A 15916-nucleotide genomic window follows, 5' to 3' on the forward strand; every position below is an offset into this window, starting at 1 on the left:
TCCTTCCGCTTCGCGCAGTTCCCCGCGCCCCTGACGGGGCGCGGGGTCGGGCGGGGCGTCCATCAGCCGAGCTGAGGAGCGATTCAGATGACTGTCCGTCAGGACGATGAGCGGATGCGTCGGTGGCGGCTCGTGCTGGGGGCCGACGGGGACGGGACCGGGGTGCGGCTTTCGCGGCGGGACGCGGCGATGGATGGGGCGCTGGGGGCGCTGTACCGGGAGGACGGGAAGCGGTCGGCGGGGCTCGGGGGGTCCGCGCCGCAGGTGGCGCGGTGGCTGGGGGACATCCGGGAGTACTTCCCGACCAGCGTGGTGCAGCTGATGCAGCAGGACGCGATCTCCCGGCTGGGGCTGGACCGGTTGCTGCTGGAGCCGGAGATGCTGGCCGCGGTGGAGCCGGACGTGCACCTGGTGGGGACGCTGCTGTCGCTGAAGCACGCTCTGCCGGAGACCACCCGGGAGACCGCGCGGATGGTGGTCGGGAAGGTGGTCGCGGAGCTGGAGCGCAGGCTGGCCGACAAGACCCGTTCCACGCTGGGCGGGGCGCTGGACCGCAGCGCGAAGGTGAACCGTCCCAAGCACCGGGACATCGACTGGGACCGGACCATCCGGGCGAATCTGTCGAAGTACCTGCCGGAGTACCGCACGGTGGTGCCGGAGCGGCTGGTCGGTTACGCGCGGGCGCAGCGGGCGGTGAAGAAGGACGTGATCCTGTGCATCGACCAGTCCGGGTCGATGGCGCCGTCGGTGGTGCACTCGGCGGTGTTCGGCGCGGTGCTGGCGTCGATGCACAGCCTGGACACCCGGCTGGTGGTGTTCGACACCTCGGTGGTGGACCTGACGGAGCAGCTGAGCGACCCGGTGGACGTGCTGTTCGCGACGCAGTTGGGCGGCGGCACCGACATCAACCGGGCGCTGGCGTACTGCCAGTCGAAGATCACCCGCCCGTCCGAGACCATCGTGGTGCTGATCAGCGACCTGTACGAGGGCGGCATCCGGGACGAGATGCTGAAGCGGGTGGCGTCGATGAAGGCGTCGGGGGTGCAGTTCATCGCGCTGCTGGCGCTGTCCGACGAGGGGGCGCCGGCCTACGACCACGCGCACGCGCAGGCGCTGGCGGCGCTGGGGGCCCCGGCGTTCGCCTGCACTCCGGACGCGTTTCCGGACATCATGGCGGCCGCGATCGAGAAGCGTCCGCTGCCGGTGCCGGACCGGCAGTAGCGGCCGACGCCACCCGTGCGGGTGATCCTGTGGTGCGGCGGACCGTCGTGCGCCCGGGGTCGCGGGTGGCCCGGGACACGCCGGGCCGGGCCGGCTGTGACGGTTCTCACGAAGGTCGAGCAGGTCCCGGGCGAAACATGCCCGCCGTCCGGGGATAACCTGCCATGCGGACGTGACGCGCGTGTAGATCCACGATGCGCCCGGCAACTGGGTGGGCCGCAAGGCCGTACATCTGCGTACCCGCTCAGCGCCGACGACCCGCAGCGAAGATCCTGCCGTGGCACGCTCGTAGAGACACATTCCGCGACCACGAACAAGGACAAACACGTGGACCTGTTCGAGTACCAGGCGAGGGACCTCTTCGCCAAGCACGGCGTACCCGTGCTTGACGGCGATGTCATCGAGACCGCCGCAGACGCTGCCGCCATCGCGGAGCGCTTCGGCGGCCGAGCCGTCGTCAAGGCTCAGGTGAAGGTGGGTGGCCGAGGCAAGGCCGGTGGCGTGAAGCTCGCGTCCGACCCGCAGGACGCCGTGGCCAAGGCCGAGGCGATCCTCGGTATGGACATCAAGGGCCACACCGTCCACAAGGTGATGCTGGCGCAGACCGCGGACATCAAGGAGGAGTACTACGTCTCCTTCCTGCTCGACCGCACCAACCGCACCTTCCTGGCCATGGCCAGCGTCGAGGGCGGCGTGGAGATCGAGGTCGTTGCCGAGGAGAACCCCGACGCGCTCGCCAAGATCCCGGTGGACGCCAACGAGGGCGTGACCGCGGAGAAGGCCGCCGAGATCGTCGCTGCCGCGAAGTTCCCGGCCGAGATCGCCGACCAGGTCGCCGACGTCCTGCAGAAGCTCTGGGTCGTCTTCGTCAAGGAGGACGCCCTCCTGGTCGAGGTCAACCCGCTGATCAAGTCCGGCGACGGCAAGATCATCGCCCTGGACGGCAAGGTCTCCCTCGACGAGAACGCCGAGTTCCGCCAGCCGGAGCACGAGGCGCTCGAGGACAAGGCCGCCGCCAACCCGCTGGAGGCCGCGGCCAAGGCGAAGGGCCTGAACTACGTCAAGCTCGACGGCCAGGTCGGCATCATCGGCAACGGCGCGGGCCTCGTCATGAGCACCCTGGACGTCGTCGCGTACGCCGGTGAGAACCACGGCGGCGTGAAGCCGGCCAACTTCCTCGACATCGGCGGCGGCGCGTCCGCCGAGGTGATGGCGAACGGCCTGGAGATCATCCTGGGCGACACCGACGTCAAGTCGGTCTTCGTCAACGTCTTCGGTGGCATCACCGCGTGCGACGCGGTCGCCAACGGCATCGTGCAGGCCCTCGCGCTCCTCGAGAGCAAGGGCGAGGCCGTCACCAAGCCGCTGGTCGTCCGCCTGGACGGCAACAACGCGGAGCTGGGTCGTCAGATCCTGACCGACGCCAACCACCCGCTGGTGCAGCAGGTGGACACCATGGACGGCGCCGCTGACCGCGCCGCCGAGCTGGCCAACAAGTAAGGAAGGGGACTTAACACCATGGCTATCTTCCTTACCAAGGACAGCAAGGTCATCGTCCAGGGCATGACCGGCTCCGAGGGCATGAAGCACACCCGCCGCATGCTCGCCTCCGGCACCCAGATCGTCGGCGGCGTGAACCCGCGCAAGGCCGGCACCACCGTTGACGTGGACGGCACCGAGGTCCCGGTGTTCGGCACCGTGGTCGAGGCGATGGAGAAGACCGGTGCCGACGTCACCGTCATCTTCGTCCCGCCGGCGTTCACCAAGTCCGCCGTCGTCGAGGCGATCGACGCCGAGATCGGCCTGGCCGTGGTCATCACCGAGGGCGTGCCGGTGCACGACACCGCCGCGTTCTGGGCCCACGCCGGTGCCAAGGGCAACAAGACCCGCATCATCGGCCCGAACTGCCCCGGCCTGATCAGCCCCGGACAGTCCAACGCGGGCATCATCCCGGCCAACATCACCGGCGCCGGCAAGATCGGTCTGGTGTCGAAGTCCGGCACCCTGACCTACCAGCTCATGTACGAGCTGCGCGACCTCGGCTTCTCCTCCGCCGTGGGCATCGGCGGTGACCCGGTCATCGGCACCACCCACATCGACGCCCTCAAGGCGTTCCAGGAGGACCCGGAGACCGAGCTGATCGTCATGATCGGCGAGATCGGCGGCGACGCCGAGGAGCGTGCCGCGGCCTACATCGCCGAGCACGTCACCAAGCCGGTCGTCGGCTACGTCGCGGGCTTCACCGCGCCCGAGGGCAAGACCATGGGCCACGCCGGCGCCATCGTCTCCGGCTCCTCCGGCACCGCCCAGGCGAAGAAGGAGGCCCTCGAGGCCGCCGGCGTCAAGGTCGGCAAGACGCCGTCCGAGACCGCCCGCCTGGCCCGCGAGCTGATCGCCGCCGCCAAGTAAGGCAACGCCGCTTCGGCACGAAGGCGCCGTCCACCCCCGGGGTGGGCGGCGCCTTCGGCGTCCGGGCGCTGTCGCGGGTGGTGGACCCGGTCAGGACCCGTGCGGCCGGCAGTGCGCCAACGGCACGCACGTGCCGGCCAGCGGCGGCGGCAGCCGGTGGTGCGCCGGCGGCGGGAGCAGCGGGCGGCGGGGCGCCCGGAACGGACCCGGCGGCAGCGCGTCGATGCTGCTCGTACCGTCGTCCTCGTCGTCGCCGTCGGACGGCTCCACCGACGGCAGCTCCCGGGCCGGCGGGCCGACCAACCGGGCCGGCACCCCCGGCGTCGGACCGCACCACGGCGTCCGCAGGCCCGGCGCGCCGGCCCCCGCCGCCGGACCCGCACTGCCCGAACCCGCCGCCGTGCAGGCCGTCGCCGCCGGCTGGCCCGGGCGCAGCAGATCGGCCGGGCCGACCCCCAGCAGGGTGGCCGCCACGGCCGCGCCCACCGCCACCGTCAGGGTGGCCGCCGCGCCCGTCAGCAGCCCGGTGTGCAGGCGGCTGTCGGCCACCAGCAGGGCCGGTGGCGGCAGCCAGGGGCCCGGGCAGCCGTGCACCGCCGCCAGGTGCAGCAGCTCGCCCAGCCGCTCCACGAACTCCGGGTCGGCCGGGTCGCCGACCAGCGCCGGGACGTCCCGGGCCAGCGACGCGCGCGCCGAACGCACCCGGGCCTCGGCCGCCGCCGTACTCGACTCCGCCTCCACCGCCAGCTGCTCCACCGACAGCCCCAGCGTGTCGTGCAGCACCAGCGCCCGGCGGCGCGGCCGGGACAGCCGCTGCAACGCCTTCAGCAGCGCCCGGTCCCGGGGCGTCAGCCGGGTCGGCGGCTCCGGAACGACCGGCTCGGCGACCTTGATCCGGCGCCGCGCCGCCCGCCGCAGCACCCTGGCCCGGCGCGGGCCGCCCCGGTGCCACGGCGACAGCGCCAGGTCGAACGCCGCCGACCGCACCCACCCCTCCGGGTCCGCCGCCGACGACACCTCCGCCCAGCGCCGCCCGGCCGCCCCCAGCGCGAGGTGCACGCAGTGCACGGCGCGGTGCCGGTGGCCGGTCAGCAGGAAGGTCTGCTGCACCAGACGGGTGTGCACCAGGGCGGCGAAGTCGGCGAACCCGGAGGGGGCCTCGGGCGCGGCGGACGGGGCGTGGTGGGCGTGGGGGGCTTCGGGGCTGGTGGGCTCGTGCTTCGGCGGGCGGACGGGGGCGGGTGCCGGTGCGGGTGCCGGTGCGGGGGAGTCAGGGGTCGGGTCGGTGCCCGGTGTTGCCGCCCGGGGGGCCTTGGCGGGCTTGCGCTTCGGGCGGCGGACGCGGCCTGACGTCGGTGAGGCCGGGGCGGCCGGGGCGGGCGGGGCGGACGGGGCAGGCGTGGTCGGTTCGGGAGCCGGGGTAGCAGGGGTTCCTTCCGCTGCGTTCGCCGTTGCTGCCGGGGCGGCACTCTCGTGTCCCGACGGGGCCGGGGCGGTGGCGAGGGCGGCGGCTTCCTCGGGAGTGCGGGCGCCGAGTTTGCGGGTGGCGCGGTTGAGGTGGGCGCGGGCGGTGCCGGGGGCGATACCGAGGTTGCGGGCCATGGTGCGCAGGTCGTCGCCGGCGGCGAAGCGGGTCAGCGCCTGGGCCTCCCGCGGGGAGAGGCTGCGCAGCAGGTCGCGGGTGCGGGGGGAGCCTCCGGTGGTGCGCCCGGGCCCGGCGGTCGAAGGTGAAGTCACCGCAATCCTCCGCTGCGAATCCGTCCCGGCGATAGGCACATGTACTGATAATCCGGGACACGGCGAAGGTTTGCGCGTTGACACCCCGTAACGCGCGGCCTTGGCAGCATGTGGCCCATGACGCAGCTGATGGGCCGTCCGATTCTCGGCCTGCCGAGCGAACTCGACAGTCGTTCCTCCCTCGCCGATCTGCTCGCCGGAGTACGTACCGCGCTGCTCACCCTCTCGGTGGTCGCGTTACCGGTGTTCGGCCTGTGGGTGCTGGCCCCGTACGGCGACGACACGGCGCAGGGCGCGGCCAGGACGGCGTTCGGGCTCTGGCTGCTCGGCCACGGCGCGCCGCTCGCCCGGGGGCCGGAGGCCGCGCCGGTGACGGTCACCCCGCTGCTGCTCACGGCGGTCATCACCGTGCTGGTGGTGCGGGCCGGACGCCGGGTGGCCCGGCGCTCCCGGGGGCGCGGGTTCGTCCGCTGGCGCTCCCCGTTGGCGATGTACGCCGGGTACCAGCTGGTCGCGGCCGGCGCCGTCGCGCAGTGCGCCGACCCGGAGGCCGCACTGTGCTCCCGGGGAGTGCTGGACCTGCTGGCGGTCGCGGGGCTGACGGCCGGTGCGCTCGGCTACGGGCTGTGGACCGGACTCGGCCGGCCCGGGCAGCTGCGGCGGCTGCCGCTGCCCGCCGCGCTGTGGCCGCCGGACGGAGCCGAGCCGGCGGCCCTGCGGGCGCTGGGCGGGTGGGCGGGCGCGCTGCTGGCCGGCGGCGGGGCGGTGTTCGGGGCGGCGCTGCTGCTCGGCTCGGCCGGACAGAGCGCGCAGCGGCTCGGCGGCGGCGCCGCCGGATGGCTCGGCATGCTGCTGGCCTGCGTGGCACTGGTGCCCAACGCGCTGCTCTGGGCAGCGGGTTACGCGCTCGGCCCGGGCTTCGCGGTCGGCGCGGGCAGCCACGCCGGGCCGCTGGGCACCCGGCTCGGCGCCGTCCCCGACTTCCCGCTGCTCGCCGTGCTGCCCGACCGGCGCGGCCCCGACTGGCACCTGCTGGCCTGCGCGGCACCCACCGCCGCCGCGGTCGTCGCCGCGCTGCTGCTGGGTCGCGCCGCCACTCGTTGGAGTGCATTGCAGACCGCCACTGTCGCCGCCGCCACCGCGCTGGCCGCCGCCCCGTTCGGCGTGCTGGCCGGCTGGTCCTGCGGAGGCGCGCTCGGCACCCGGCGGATGGCCGAACTCGGACCGGTGCCCTGGCAGTTCGGCCTGGCGCAGAGCGCCTGGCTGCTGGCCCTGGCGGTGCCGGGCGCGCTGCTCGCCCGCTGGTGGCACACCCGCGACGGGGCGGGCCCGACGGTGCGCGTGCGGGTCGGCGTGTACCGGCTGGTCTGCCGCCTTGCCGCGTAGCGCGGCGACGCCCGCCCGCCCACCCGCCCGCCCGTGACCCCGCCGCCGAAGTGGACCCGGGGCATTCCGCTGCGCGGGGCTGGAGCGGGAGAGGGGCGAGTGGACTTGGGGCGGTTCGCTGCGGGGGGCTCGGCGGTGCGCGTGCGGGTAGGCGTGTACAGGCTGGTGTGCCGCCTTGCCGCGTAGCGCGGCGACGCCCGCCCGCCCACCCGTGACCCCGCCGCCGAAGTGCACGCACGCCAACCCGCTGCGCGGGCCTTCACGCGAGCCTCGCGCAGCGGGTTTCGGCCGGGTTTCGGCCCCGGCCCCGTGCAGTGGTTGGGCTTCCGCCTCAGCCCCGCGCCCCGTGCAGCGGCCGGGTTTCGGCCCCGGCCTCGTGCAGCGGCCGGGCTTCCGTCTCAGCCCCGCGCAGCGGGTTTCGGCCGGGCTTCTGCCCCAGCCCCGCGCAGCGGACCGCTCGGGGCTCACCTTGGCGGCGGGGTCACGGGTGGGTGGGTGGGCAGGCACGCAGGGTCGCGGTCACGCGTCGCGGCGGCGCAGCGTGCGCAGGCCCGCCGCCGCGGCGACGGCCGTCCATGCGGCCATCAGCAGCAGGCCGACGCCGTGGCCGTAGTGGATGTCCGGCGCGTCCTGCAGGCGCATGGCGTACAGGCCGGCCCGGTCGGGCAGGAATTGGGCGGCCTCGCGGATCCCGGGGACGGCGGACAGTGCGGTGGTGCCGAGGAACACCAGGGGGGAGAGCAGGCCGAGTGCGGCGGTCTGGTTGCGCAGCACGGTGGTCAGTGACAGGCACAGCACCAGCAGCAGCGGGTGGTAGAGCACCCCGGCCGCGAGTGCCCGCCAGCTGCCGGGGGCGGACAGGTCGAGGCCCACCGAGGCGGCGGTGACGGCGAGTTGGCCCGCGACGGTGAGCAGGCCGACGGCCAGGCCCAGGCCCGCGCCGAGCAGCAGTTTGCCGCGGTAGAAGCGCACCCGGTCGGGGACGGCGGCCAGTGAGGTGGTCAGGGTGCCGGAGGCGTACTCCTGGCCGACCAGCAGGATGCCCAGGCAGACCACGGCGACCTGGCCGAAGTTGAGCCCGTAGAACAGGCCCTCCATCGGGTCCTCGGTGAGCGAGGTGTCGGTGCGGCCGTAGGCGAACTGGACGGCGGCGGTGATGCCGGCGCTCAGCGCGACCGCCAGCAGCGGCGTCGTCCACAGTGAGCGCAGGGTGGTGAACTTGGCCCATTCGGCGCGCAGCGGGTAGGTGCTCATGCCGCCACCGCCCGGTACTCGACGGCGTCCGCGGTCATCCGCATGAAGGCCTCCTCCAGGGAGTCGTGGGTGACGGACAGTTCGATCAGGACCACCCGGTGGGACGCGGCCAGGGCGCCCAGTTCGCCCGGGTCGGCGTCCGGTACGTCGTAGGCGCCGTCGCCGAGCGGCACCGCCGCGGGGTGGGCGTCGGCGAGCAGGGCGGCCAGGGCGGCGGGGTCGACGGCCCGGACCCGGACCCGGCGGCGGCCGTGTTCGGCGAGGAACGCGCTGGTGGAGGTGTCGGCCAGCAACCGGCCCCGGCCGATCACCACCAGGTGGTCGGCGGTCTGCGCCATCTCCGCCATCAGGTGCGAGGAGACCAGTACCGCGCGGCCTTCGTCGGCGAGCCGGCGCAGCAGTGTCCGGATCCACCGGATGCCTTCCGCGTCCAGGCCGTTGACCGGTTCGTCCAGCAGCAGCGCGGCGGGGTCGCCGAGCAGGGCGGCCGCGATGCCCAGGCGCTGGCGCATGCCGAGCGAGAAGGTGCGGATCCGGCGTCCGGCGGCGTCGGTGAGGCCGACCAGGGCGAGTACTTCGTCGATCCGGCGGGTGGGCAGGGCGTGCGTGGCGGCGATCCACCGCAGGTGGCCGGTGGCGGTGCGGCCGCCGTGCACGGCCTGGGCGTCCAGCAGGGCGCCGACCCGGCGCAGCGGTTCGGCGAGGCGCTCGTAGGGGCGGCCGTCGACCAGGGCCGTGCCGGAGGTCGGCCGGTCCAGGCCGAGCACCGTCCGCAGGGTGGTGGACTTGCCCGCGCCGTTCGGCCCGAGGAAGCCGGTGACCCGGCCCGCCTCCACGCGGAAGCTGAGGCCGTCCACGGCCCGGCGCTCCCCGTACGTCTTGGTCAGGTCGCGAATCTCGATCACTGCTGCGCTCCTCCCGCTCGGTATGACCTTCAGTCAATCGGCAGGCGGGAGGCGGCGGATCCCGCCCGGGAGTGGTTCGTCTCCCTCTCGGGAGGGAGGATGGCGTGATGCCCGCTCTGTTCGCCCCGCTGCTGCTGCCCGCGACCTGGGCCCGCTGGCTGCACCTGCTGGTCGGTACGGTGTTCGCCGGGATGGTGCTGCTGGTCTACCCGGGGACGGAGGGCGTCTCGACCGGGCGGGCGCTGCTGCTGAGCGGTGCGGTCGACGTGCCGCTGCTGTGCCTGGTCGCGCTGGTGCCGGCGGTGCGGCGCGCGGAGGGCGTGCAGGCGCGGCTGCTGCTGGTGCCGGCCCGCGAGGAGTCGATCGGCGTGGCCCCGTCGGCGAGTTGGGCGGACCGCGGGCGGACGGCGCTCTGGCTGGTCGCCCGGGTGGCGCTCGGCATGGCGGCGGGCGCCGTGTCGGCCGCGGCGTTCGAAGCGGCCGCGCGGTGGCCGGTGCTCGCGGTGCCGCTGCTGTGCGCGCTGCTGTGGCTGGTGGTGCTCGCCGGACGGCTCCAACTCGCCTTGGCCGTACGGCTGTTGGGTCCGTCGGCGGCGGAGCGACTGGCCGCGGCGGAGCTGCGCGCGGAGCGGCTGCTGGAGCGCAACCGGCTGGCCCGCGAGCTGCACGACTCGATCGGGCACGCGCTGACCGTGACGGTCCTCCAGGCGGGCGCGGCCCGGGAGGTCGCCGATCCGGCGTTCCGGGAGCGGGCGCTGGAGGCGATCGAGACCACCGGCCGCCGCGCGCTGGACGACCTGGAGCGGATGCTGGTGCTGCTGCGCGAGGCCCCCGAGGCGGCCGCCACCGAACAGCCCGGCCTGGACCGGGCCGAGGAGCTGTTCGCCGCCGCCCGCGCCGCCGGCAGCCCCGTCGACGCCGAACTGGACGTCCGCGCCGACGGGTTGCCGGGCGTGCTGTCCCGCGAGGCCTACCGGATCGTCCAGGAGGGCATCACCAACGCGCTGCGGCACGCGCCGGGCGCACCGGTCCGGATCAGGGCGCTGACCGCGGCCGGCGCGCTGGAACTGTCCTGCCGCAACACCCTGACCGGCAAGGGCAGTGGGCGCCGGGGCGGCGGCAAGGGCCTGCGCGGCGTGCGCGAACGCGCGGTGCTGCTCGGCGGCGACTGCGAGGCCGGCCCGGACGGAACGGACTGGGTGCTGCGGGTGCGGCTGCCGCTACGGTTGGGCCGGTGACGGTGATCGAGGTGCTGCTGGTCGACGACGAGGAGCTGATCCGGGCCGGCCTGCGCGCCGTCCTGGACGCCCAGGACGGCATCTCCGTCGTCGGTGAGGCCGAGGACGGCGCCCAGGCCCTCGGCCTGGTCCGCTCGCTGCGCCCCGACGTGGTGCTGATGGACGTCCGGATGCCCGGCCTGGACGGGCTGGCCGCGACCCGGGCGATCCTGCGCGCCGCCGACCGGCCGCCGAAGATCCTGGTGGTCACCACCTTCGAGGCCGACGACTACGTGTACGAGGCGCTGCGGGCCGGCGCGGACGGCTTCCTGCTCAAGCGCTCCCGCCCGGCGGAGATCGTCCAGGCGGTGCGGCTGGTCGCGGCCGGCGAGTCGCTGCTGTTCCCGGCGTCGATCCGCCGCCTCGCCGCGGCCCGGGCCGAGCGGGCGGCGGACGGCGGGGCGGTGGCCCGGGCCGGCCTGACCGAGCGGGAGGGGCAGGTGCTGCGGCTGATGGCGCGCGGCCTGTCCAACGCGGAGATCGGCGAGCGGCTGCACCTGGGCGTGCAGACCGTCAAGACGCACGTCAGCAGCCTGCTCGGCAAGCTCGGCGCGCGCGACCGCACCCAGGCGGTGATCGCCGCCTACGAGTCGGGCTTCGTCTCCCCGGCCGCCGACTCCTGTCCGGCCGTCGACGAGGCCTGAGGGCAGGTCACTCCGCCGGGCCCTCGTAGATCGTGGTCACCCAGGTGGGGACGTCGTTGCCGCAGCTGTGCACGCCCTCCTTGGTGATCGCGGAGTTCACGCAGTCCAGGTAGTCGTGGTACGCGAACTGCATGGTGAACGTCGCCAGCGACATCACCAGCGCCAGACCGCCGGTGAGCAGCGCGCTGAGCGCCGCCGGGACCTGCGGGCGGACCGGGCGCGGCGCGAACGGGTCGGTGACCGGCTCGGCGGGCACACGCAGCACGGTGACGGCGTACCAGACGGCGAGCAGGGAGAGCGGGAAGCCGATCCAGTACTGGCCGAACAGCACCGACAGCAGCGCGGCGAAGCCGGACAGCAGGGCGTTGCGGGCGGCGCGGTGTGCCGGGTCGGACAGGTCGAGGCGGGGCCCCTGCGGGCCGGGTTCGGGGCGCGGGCCCCACTGCGGCGGCTGTGGGCGCTCGCCGTCCGGCTGTCCGTCCGTCCGGTCGCCGGACTCGGGCCGTTGCGGGACGCGGGGACGCCAGGGCTGGTCCGGGGCGCCGGGCGGAGGGGGCGCGAAGGGGTTGCGCTCGCCGCTGTCCTCGCCGCTGCTCATGGTGTCGGCCGTTTCTGCTCGTCGGTTTGTCCGCCCGGCGGTGGGGGAGTGGGCGGTCCGTCAATGATCCCCCAACCGGTCGGCGGCTGTACGGCACCCCGCCAGACCGCTGCCGGGCGGCCGGGAGATCCCCGTCTCAACTACGCGCGTAGCGTTGCGGGGTGGTTACGAGTGGCCTCCCACCAGCCGTTATCGTGGTGACGGTCGGCAGCTCCCGACGGTTCCCCGGGCCCCGCAGCGCCGCGGCCGCCCGCGTCCGTCGACGGCTCCCGACCTGCCGCCGCCCGTAGTGGCCCCACCGACGGTGGACGTACCAGCGGGCGACACCGACCTTCGGAGACTCGCGCCGTGGCTGCCGCTGACGCCCAAGTGTTCCCGCCCCGCACCCCCGGACCGGCCCGGCTGGTGGTTCTGGTCTCCGGCTCCGGCACCAATCTCCAGGCGCTGATCGACGCCGCAGCCGACCCCGCGTACGGGGCGGAGATCGTCGCCGTGGGCGCCGACCGGTACGACATCGCCGGGATCGAGCGTGCGGAGAAGGCCGGTATCCCGGTGTTCGTCGAGCGGGTCAAGGACCACGCCGACCGGGCCGGCTGGGACGCCGCGCTGGCCGCCGCCGTCGCGTCGTACGAACCCGACCTGGTGATCAGCGCCGGGTTCATGAAGATCGTCGGCCCCGCGTTCCTCGCCGCCTTCGCCGGACGCACCGTCAACACCCACCCCGCGCTGCTGCCCGCCTTCCCCGGCGCCCACGGCGTTCGCGACGCGCTGGCGTACGGCGTGAAGGTCACCGGCTGCACCGTGCACCTGGTGGACGCCGGCGTGGACACCGGGCCGATCCTCGCCCAGGGCGCGGTGGAGGTCGAGGACGCCGACCACGCCGACGGCGGCGAGGCGCTGCACGAGCGCATCAAGACTGTCGAGCGCAAGCTGCTCGTCGAGGTCGTGGGCCGGCTGGCCCGCGAAGGACACCGCATCGAGGACCGAAAGGTATGGATCCCGGCATGAGCGCCGCTCCCTCCGCCAACGCCCCCGTCTCCGAGAACGTACGCCCGATCCGCCGCGCGCTGATCAGCGTGTACGACAAGACCGGTCTGGAGGAGCTCGCCCAGGGCCTGCACGCCGCCGGTGTCGCCATCGTCTCCACCGGGTCCACCGCCGGGCGGATCGCCGCCGCGGGCGTCCCGGTCACCGAGGTCTCCGAGCTGACCGGCTTCCCCGAGTGCCTGGACGGCCGGGTCAAGACCCTGCACCCGCGGGTGCACGCCGGCGTCCTCGCCGACCTGCGCCTGGAGTCGCACCGCGCGCAGCTCGCCGAGCTCGGAGTCGAGCCGTTCGACCTGGTCGTGGTGAACCTGTACCCGTTCACCGCCACCGTCGCCTCGGGCGCCACCCCCGACGAGTGCGTCGAGCAGATCGACATCGGCGGCCCGTCGATGGTCCGCGCCGCCGCCAAGAACCACCCCTCGGTGGCCGTCGTGGTCGACCCGGCCCGCTACGCGGACGTGCTGACGGCCGTCCAGGGCGGCGGCTTCGACCTGCTGACCCGCAAGCGCCTGGCCGGTGCCGCGTTCGCGCACACCGCCGCGTACGACGTCGCCGTGGCGAGCTGGTTCGAGGAGTCGGGCTACACCGAGTCCGAGGCCGCGTTCCCGACCTTCCTCGGTGACACCTGGGAGCTCGGCAACGTCCTGCGCTACGGCGAGAACCCGCACCAGCAGGCCGCGCTCTACACCGACGGCACCGGCGGCCTGGCGGGCGCCGAGCAGCTGCAGGGCAAGGAGATGTCCTACAACAACTACGTGGACACCGACGCCGCCCGCCGCGCCGCCTACGACCACGCGGGCCCGGCCGTCGCGATCATCAAGCACGCCAACCCGTGCGGCATCGGCACCGGCGCGGACGTCGCCGAGGCGCACCGCAAGGCGCACGCCTGCGACCCGGTCTCCGCGTACGGCGGCGTGATCGCCGTCAACCGCCCGGTCACCGTCGAGCTGGCCGAGCAGATCGCCCCGATCTTCACCGAGGTCGTCGTCGCCCCCGGCTACGAGGACGGCGCCCTCGAGGTGCTGGCCAAGAAGAAGAACCTCCGGGTGCTGCGCGCCCCCGAGGCCCCCGCCGACGCGCTGGAGTCGCGCCGCATCTCCGGCGGCCTGCTGCTCCAGCAGGTCGACCGCGTCGACGCCGAGGGCGACGACCCGTCGACCTGGACGCTCGCCACCGGTGAGGCGCTGTCCGCCGACGAGCTGGCCGAACTCGCCTTCGCCTGGCGGGCCTGCCGGGCCGTCAAGTCCAACGCGATCCTGCTCGCCAAGGACGGCGCCTCGGTCGGCGTCGGCATGGGCCAGGTCAACCGGGTCGACTCCTGCAAGCTGGCCGTCACCCGGGCCGGCGAGCGGTCGGTCGGCTCCTACGCCGCCTCCGACGCGTTCTTCCCGTTCGCCGACGGCCTGGAGATCCTGCTGGCCGCGGGCGTCAAGGCCGTGGTCCAGCCCGGCGGTTCGATCCGCGACGAAGAGGTCATCGCCGCCGCCGAGAAGGCCGGCGTGACCATGTACTTCTCCGGGACCCGGCACTTCTTCCACTGACCGGCCGGTCCCGAGCGCCGAGGGCCCCGCACTCCGTCTCCGGAGTGCGGGGCCCTCGGGCGTTGCCGGTGAGCGTTACTTCTTGATCACCACGGTGCCGGCGGCACGGTCGTGCCAGCCCTGCAGCTTGCCGGAGTTGTCGAAGAACGGCGACAGGAAGACCAGCACCTGGCCGATGCCGCACAGGAAGGCGCCGACCTGCGGGATGACGAAGCGGACGAAACCGCCGCCCACGCCCGGGTTCTGGCCGGTGTTCTCCTTGACCACGCGCAGACCCAGGGCCATCTTGCCCAGGGTGGCGCCCATCAGACCGACCATCAGCCACTCGTAGAGCAGGTTGAAGACGGCGACCACGGCCATGAAGGAGAAGATCGCGGCGAGGAAGCCGGCGGACGCCTGGGCCTGCTCGTTCACGCAGCTCTGGTACGACGCGGTGCCGTAGGTGTAACCCGAGCAGTCCTTGACCTTGTCCGCCATGCCGATCGCACCGGCCAGGCCCAGGGCCATCGCGATACCGAGGACCACCGAGGTGATCAGGCCGTCCAGCAGGCGGGCCGCGAAACGCTGGCCCATGGTGGCGACGCGCACCATGCCGATGTTGGCGATGTTGATGTAGCCGTTGTTGGCCTGGATCGTGCCGGGCGCCTGCGGGTAGCCGTAGCCGTAGGCCTGCTGCGGCGGGACCTGGCCCTGCGGGTAGCCGTAGCCGGGCTGCTGCGGCGGCTGCTGCGGGTAGCCGTAGCCGGGCTGCTGCGGCGGCTGGCCGTAGGGGTTGTTGGGGTCGGGCGGGTAGCTCATCGATGCCTCCGGGCAGGAAGGAGCGTGGACGGAACGAAAAAATCCTGGGGACGGGTGGGCAGGGGACACGCCGACCGCGTCGGAGAGTAGCGGACGAGTCCGACGGAGAGGGGATCAACAGTCAACCTCGGACCCTCCGTTCAGAGCGCGAGAAAGCCGAAGCGGGCCAACTCCCAGGCCCAGGCGGCCATCGCGGCCGCGCCGAGCAGCAGGTTCCGGCGGCCGTACGACAGCCGGCGCCACCAGCGGCCCGGGCCCAGCGGCGCGAACAGCAGCGCCGCCACCGCCACCACCGTCACCGGGTTCGCCGCCAGCGCGGCCCCCCAGTGCGCGTGGCCGGCCTCGATGAACACCGTGGTGCTGCCGCAGAACGGGCACGGCACGCCGGTCGTCGCCCGCAACGGGCAGAGCACGCCCGGATCGTGGGCGTCGTGCACCGCCGCCACCGCGAGCGCCGTCCCGGCCGCCGCGGCCAGCCGCACCAGCACCCGCAGCACCGCGCCCGGCACCGTCCCGGCCGACCGCCGCCAACGGGCCGTCAGCACGCCGCCGGAAAGCGCCGACGGACGGGACGTCACCGGCACGGCCGGCCCGGGAGTCGCGGGGTTCATGACCTGGACTGGAGGACGATGAACCCGATCGTGAGCAGCACGGACAGCGCGCCCAGCACGATGCCGCCGATCGCGGCGGTCCGGCCCGTACCGCCCAGCTGCGCCGACTGGTTCAGCCCCGAGACGCCGAGGCCCACGCCCACCAGGCCCACCACGCCGCCGTAGACGCAGGACAGCAGGATCGCGATGAAACCGAGCACCACCGAAGTCGTGGCGTGGTTGTTGCTCACCGCCATCGGAACGTTCGGCGGGTACGGGTGCGAGGGATGCGGCTGCTGCGGGTAGCCGTAACCGGGTTGCTGCGGCGGCTGCGGTGCCTGGGGATAGCCGTACGGCTGCTGCTGCGGCGGCGGGCCCGGCGGTCCGCCAGCCTGGCCGTAACCGCCGTACGGATCCGGCTGGTACGGATTGCTCACTTGTCGATTCCCCCGACTGTGTTCGTCCCCCGCTGCCGGACGGTCCGTCACCAGGACCTGGGCGGCGGTACT

At 74.1% G+C, this 15916-nt stretch carries 15 protein-coding genes; 8 read left to right on the plus strand and 7 right to left on the minus strand.

The window, feature by feature from the left end; all coding sequences use genetic code 11:
* Positions 1–87 precede the first annotated feature (87 nt).
* The 3 genes from ACIHEI_RS15005 (at position 88) to sucD (ending at position 3630) form a co-directional block, all read left to right on the plus strand.
* Entirely contained in the window at positions 88–1221 is a 1134-nt protein-coding gene (locus tag ACIHEI_RS15005) for a VWA domain-containing protein (protein WP_392955771.1), read from the plus strand.
* A 327-nt stretch (positions 1222–1548) separates the two neighbouring features.
* Positions 1549–2721: an ADP-forming succinate--CoA ligase subunit beta gene (gene sucC, locus ACIHEI_RS15010; protein WP_380473359.1), complete on the plus strand. Its 1173-nt coding sequence runs from the start codon at positions 1549–1551 to the stop codon at positions 2719–2721.
* Positions 2722–2739: 18 nt separating this feature from the next.
* Positions 2740–3630 carry a succinate--CoA ligase subunit alpha gene (gene sucD / locus ACIHEI_RS15015; RefSeq protein ID WP_380361954.1) on the plus strand — a complete coding sequence of 297 codons (891 nt, stop codon included), beginning with the start codon at positions 2740–2742 and terminating at the stop codon, positions 3628–3630.
* 90 nt (positions 3631–3720) lie between these two features.
* Here the strand turns inward: sucD and ACIHEI_RS15020 are convergent, their stop codons facing one another.
* Positions 3721–5367, minus strand: a complete 1647-nt coding sequence (locus tag ACIHEI_RS15020; protein WP_396606882.1) for a LuxR C-terminal-related transcriptional regulator — start codon at positions 5365–5367, stop codon at positions 3721–3723.
* Between the two features lie 117 nt (positions 5368–5484).
* Here ACIHEI_RS15020 and ACIHEI_RS15025 point away from each other — a divergent pair, with 117 nt between their 5' ends.
* Complete coding sequence (locus ACIHEI_RS15025; protein ID WP_396606883.1) at positions 5485–6753, plus strand: DUF6350 family protein; 1269 nt, start codon at positions 5485–5487, stop codon at positions 6751–6753.
* A 519-nt stretch (positions 6754–7272) separates the two neighbouring features.
* On the opposite strand, the gene ACIHEI_RS15030 is transcribed toward ACIHEI_RS15025, so the two are convergent.
* On the minus strand, positions 7273–8007 hold the full coding sequence (locus ACIHEI_RS15030; protein ID WP_387644645.1) for a hypothetical protein: 735 nt from the start codon (positions 8005–8007) through the stop codon (positions 7273–7275).
* Positions 8004–8912 carry an ABC transporter ATP-binding protein gene (locus ACIHEI_RS15035; RefSeq protein ID WP_387644647.1) on the minus strand — a complete coding sequence of 303 codons (909 nt, stop codon included), beginning with the start codon at positions 8910–8912 and terminating at the stop codon, positions 8004–8006. The genes ACIHEI_RS15030 and ACIHEI_RS15035 overlap by 4 nt, the downstream gene beginning before the upstream one ends.
* A gap of 107 nt (positions 8913–9019) precedes the next feature.
* Here ACIHEI_RS15035 and ACIHEI_RS15040 point away from each other — a divergent pair, with 107 nt between their 5' ends.
* Both ACIHEI_RS15040 and ACIHEI_RS15045 read left to right on the plus strand, forming a co-directional pair.
* A complete protein-coding gene (locus ACIHEI_RS15040) occupies positions 9020–10150 on the plus strand; it encodes a sensor histidine kinase (protein WP_396606884.1) in 1131 nt (376 codons plus the stop codon).
* The gene (locus tag ACIHEI_RS15045) at positions 10147–10833 is read left to right on the plus strand and encodes a response regulator (protein WP_387866063.1); all 687 of its coding nucleotides are present in this window, start codon (positions 10147–10149) and stop codon (positions 10831–10833) included. The genes ACIHEI_RS15040 and ACIHEI_RS15045 overlap by 4 nt, the downstream gene beginning before the upstream one ends.
* A 7-nt stretch (positions 10834–10840) precedes the next feature.
* Here ACIHEI_RS15045 and ACIHEI_RS15050 read toward each other — a convergent pair whose 3' ends face one another.
* Positions 10841–11431 carry a hypothetical protein gene (locus ACIHEI_RS15050; protein ID WP_392955758.1) on the minus strand — a complete coding sequence of 197 codons (591 nt, stop codon included), beginning with the start codon at positions 11429–11431 and terminating at the stop codon, positions 10841–10843.
* Positions 11432–11779: 348 nt separating this feature from the next.
* Between ACIHEI_RS15050 and purN the strand changes: the two genes are divergently transcribed.
* Together purN and purH are read left to right on the plus strand one after the other, a co-directional pair.
* A complete protein-coding gene (gene purN, locus ACIHEI_RS15055; RefSeq protein WP_396606885.1) occupies positions 11780–12439 on the plus strand; it encodes a phosphoribosylglycinamide formyltransferase in 660 nt (219 codons plus the stop codon).
* Entirely contained in the window at positions 12436–14019 is a 1584-nt protein-coding gene (purH, locus tag ACIHEI_RS15060; RefSeq protein WP_387644660.1) for a bifunctional phosphoribosylaminoimidazolecarboxamide formyltransferase/IMP cyclohydrolase, read from the plus strand. Before purN ends, purH begins: the two co-directional genes overlap by 4 nt.
* A gap of 75 nt (positions 14020–14094) precedes the next feature.
* On the opposite strand, the gene ACIHEI_RS15065 is transcribed toward purH, so the two are convergent.
* From ACIHEI_RS15065 to ACIHEI_RS15075, 3 genes are all read right to left on the minus strand, one after another.
* Positions 14095–14817, minus strand: coding sequence for an RDD family protein (locus ACIHEI_RS15065; protein WP_396606886.1), 723 nt, complete (start codon positions 14815–14817; stop codon positions 14095–14097).
* A 140-nt stretch (positions 14818–14957) separates the two neighbouring features.
* Positions 14958–15428, minus strand: coding sequence for a DUF2752 domain-containing protein (locus tag ACIHEI_RS15070; RefSeq protein ID WP_396606887.1), 471 nt, complete (start codon positions 15426–15428; stop codon positions 14958–14960).
* Positions 15425–15844: a hypothetical protein gene (locus ACIHEI_RS15075; RefSeq protein WP_396606888.1), complete on the minus strand. Its 420-nt coding sequence runs from the start codon at positions 15842–15844 to the stop codon at positions 15425–15427. Before ACIHEI_RS15075 ends, ACIHEI_RS15070 begins: the two co-directional genes overlap by 4 nt.
* Positions 15845–15916: the final 72 nt, after the last annotated feature.

Source organism: Kitasatospora sp. NPDC051984 (genome assembly GCF_044593455.1).
GTDB lineage: Bacteria > Actinomycetota > Actinomycetes > Streptomycetales > Streptomycetaceae > Kitasatospora.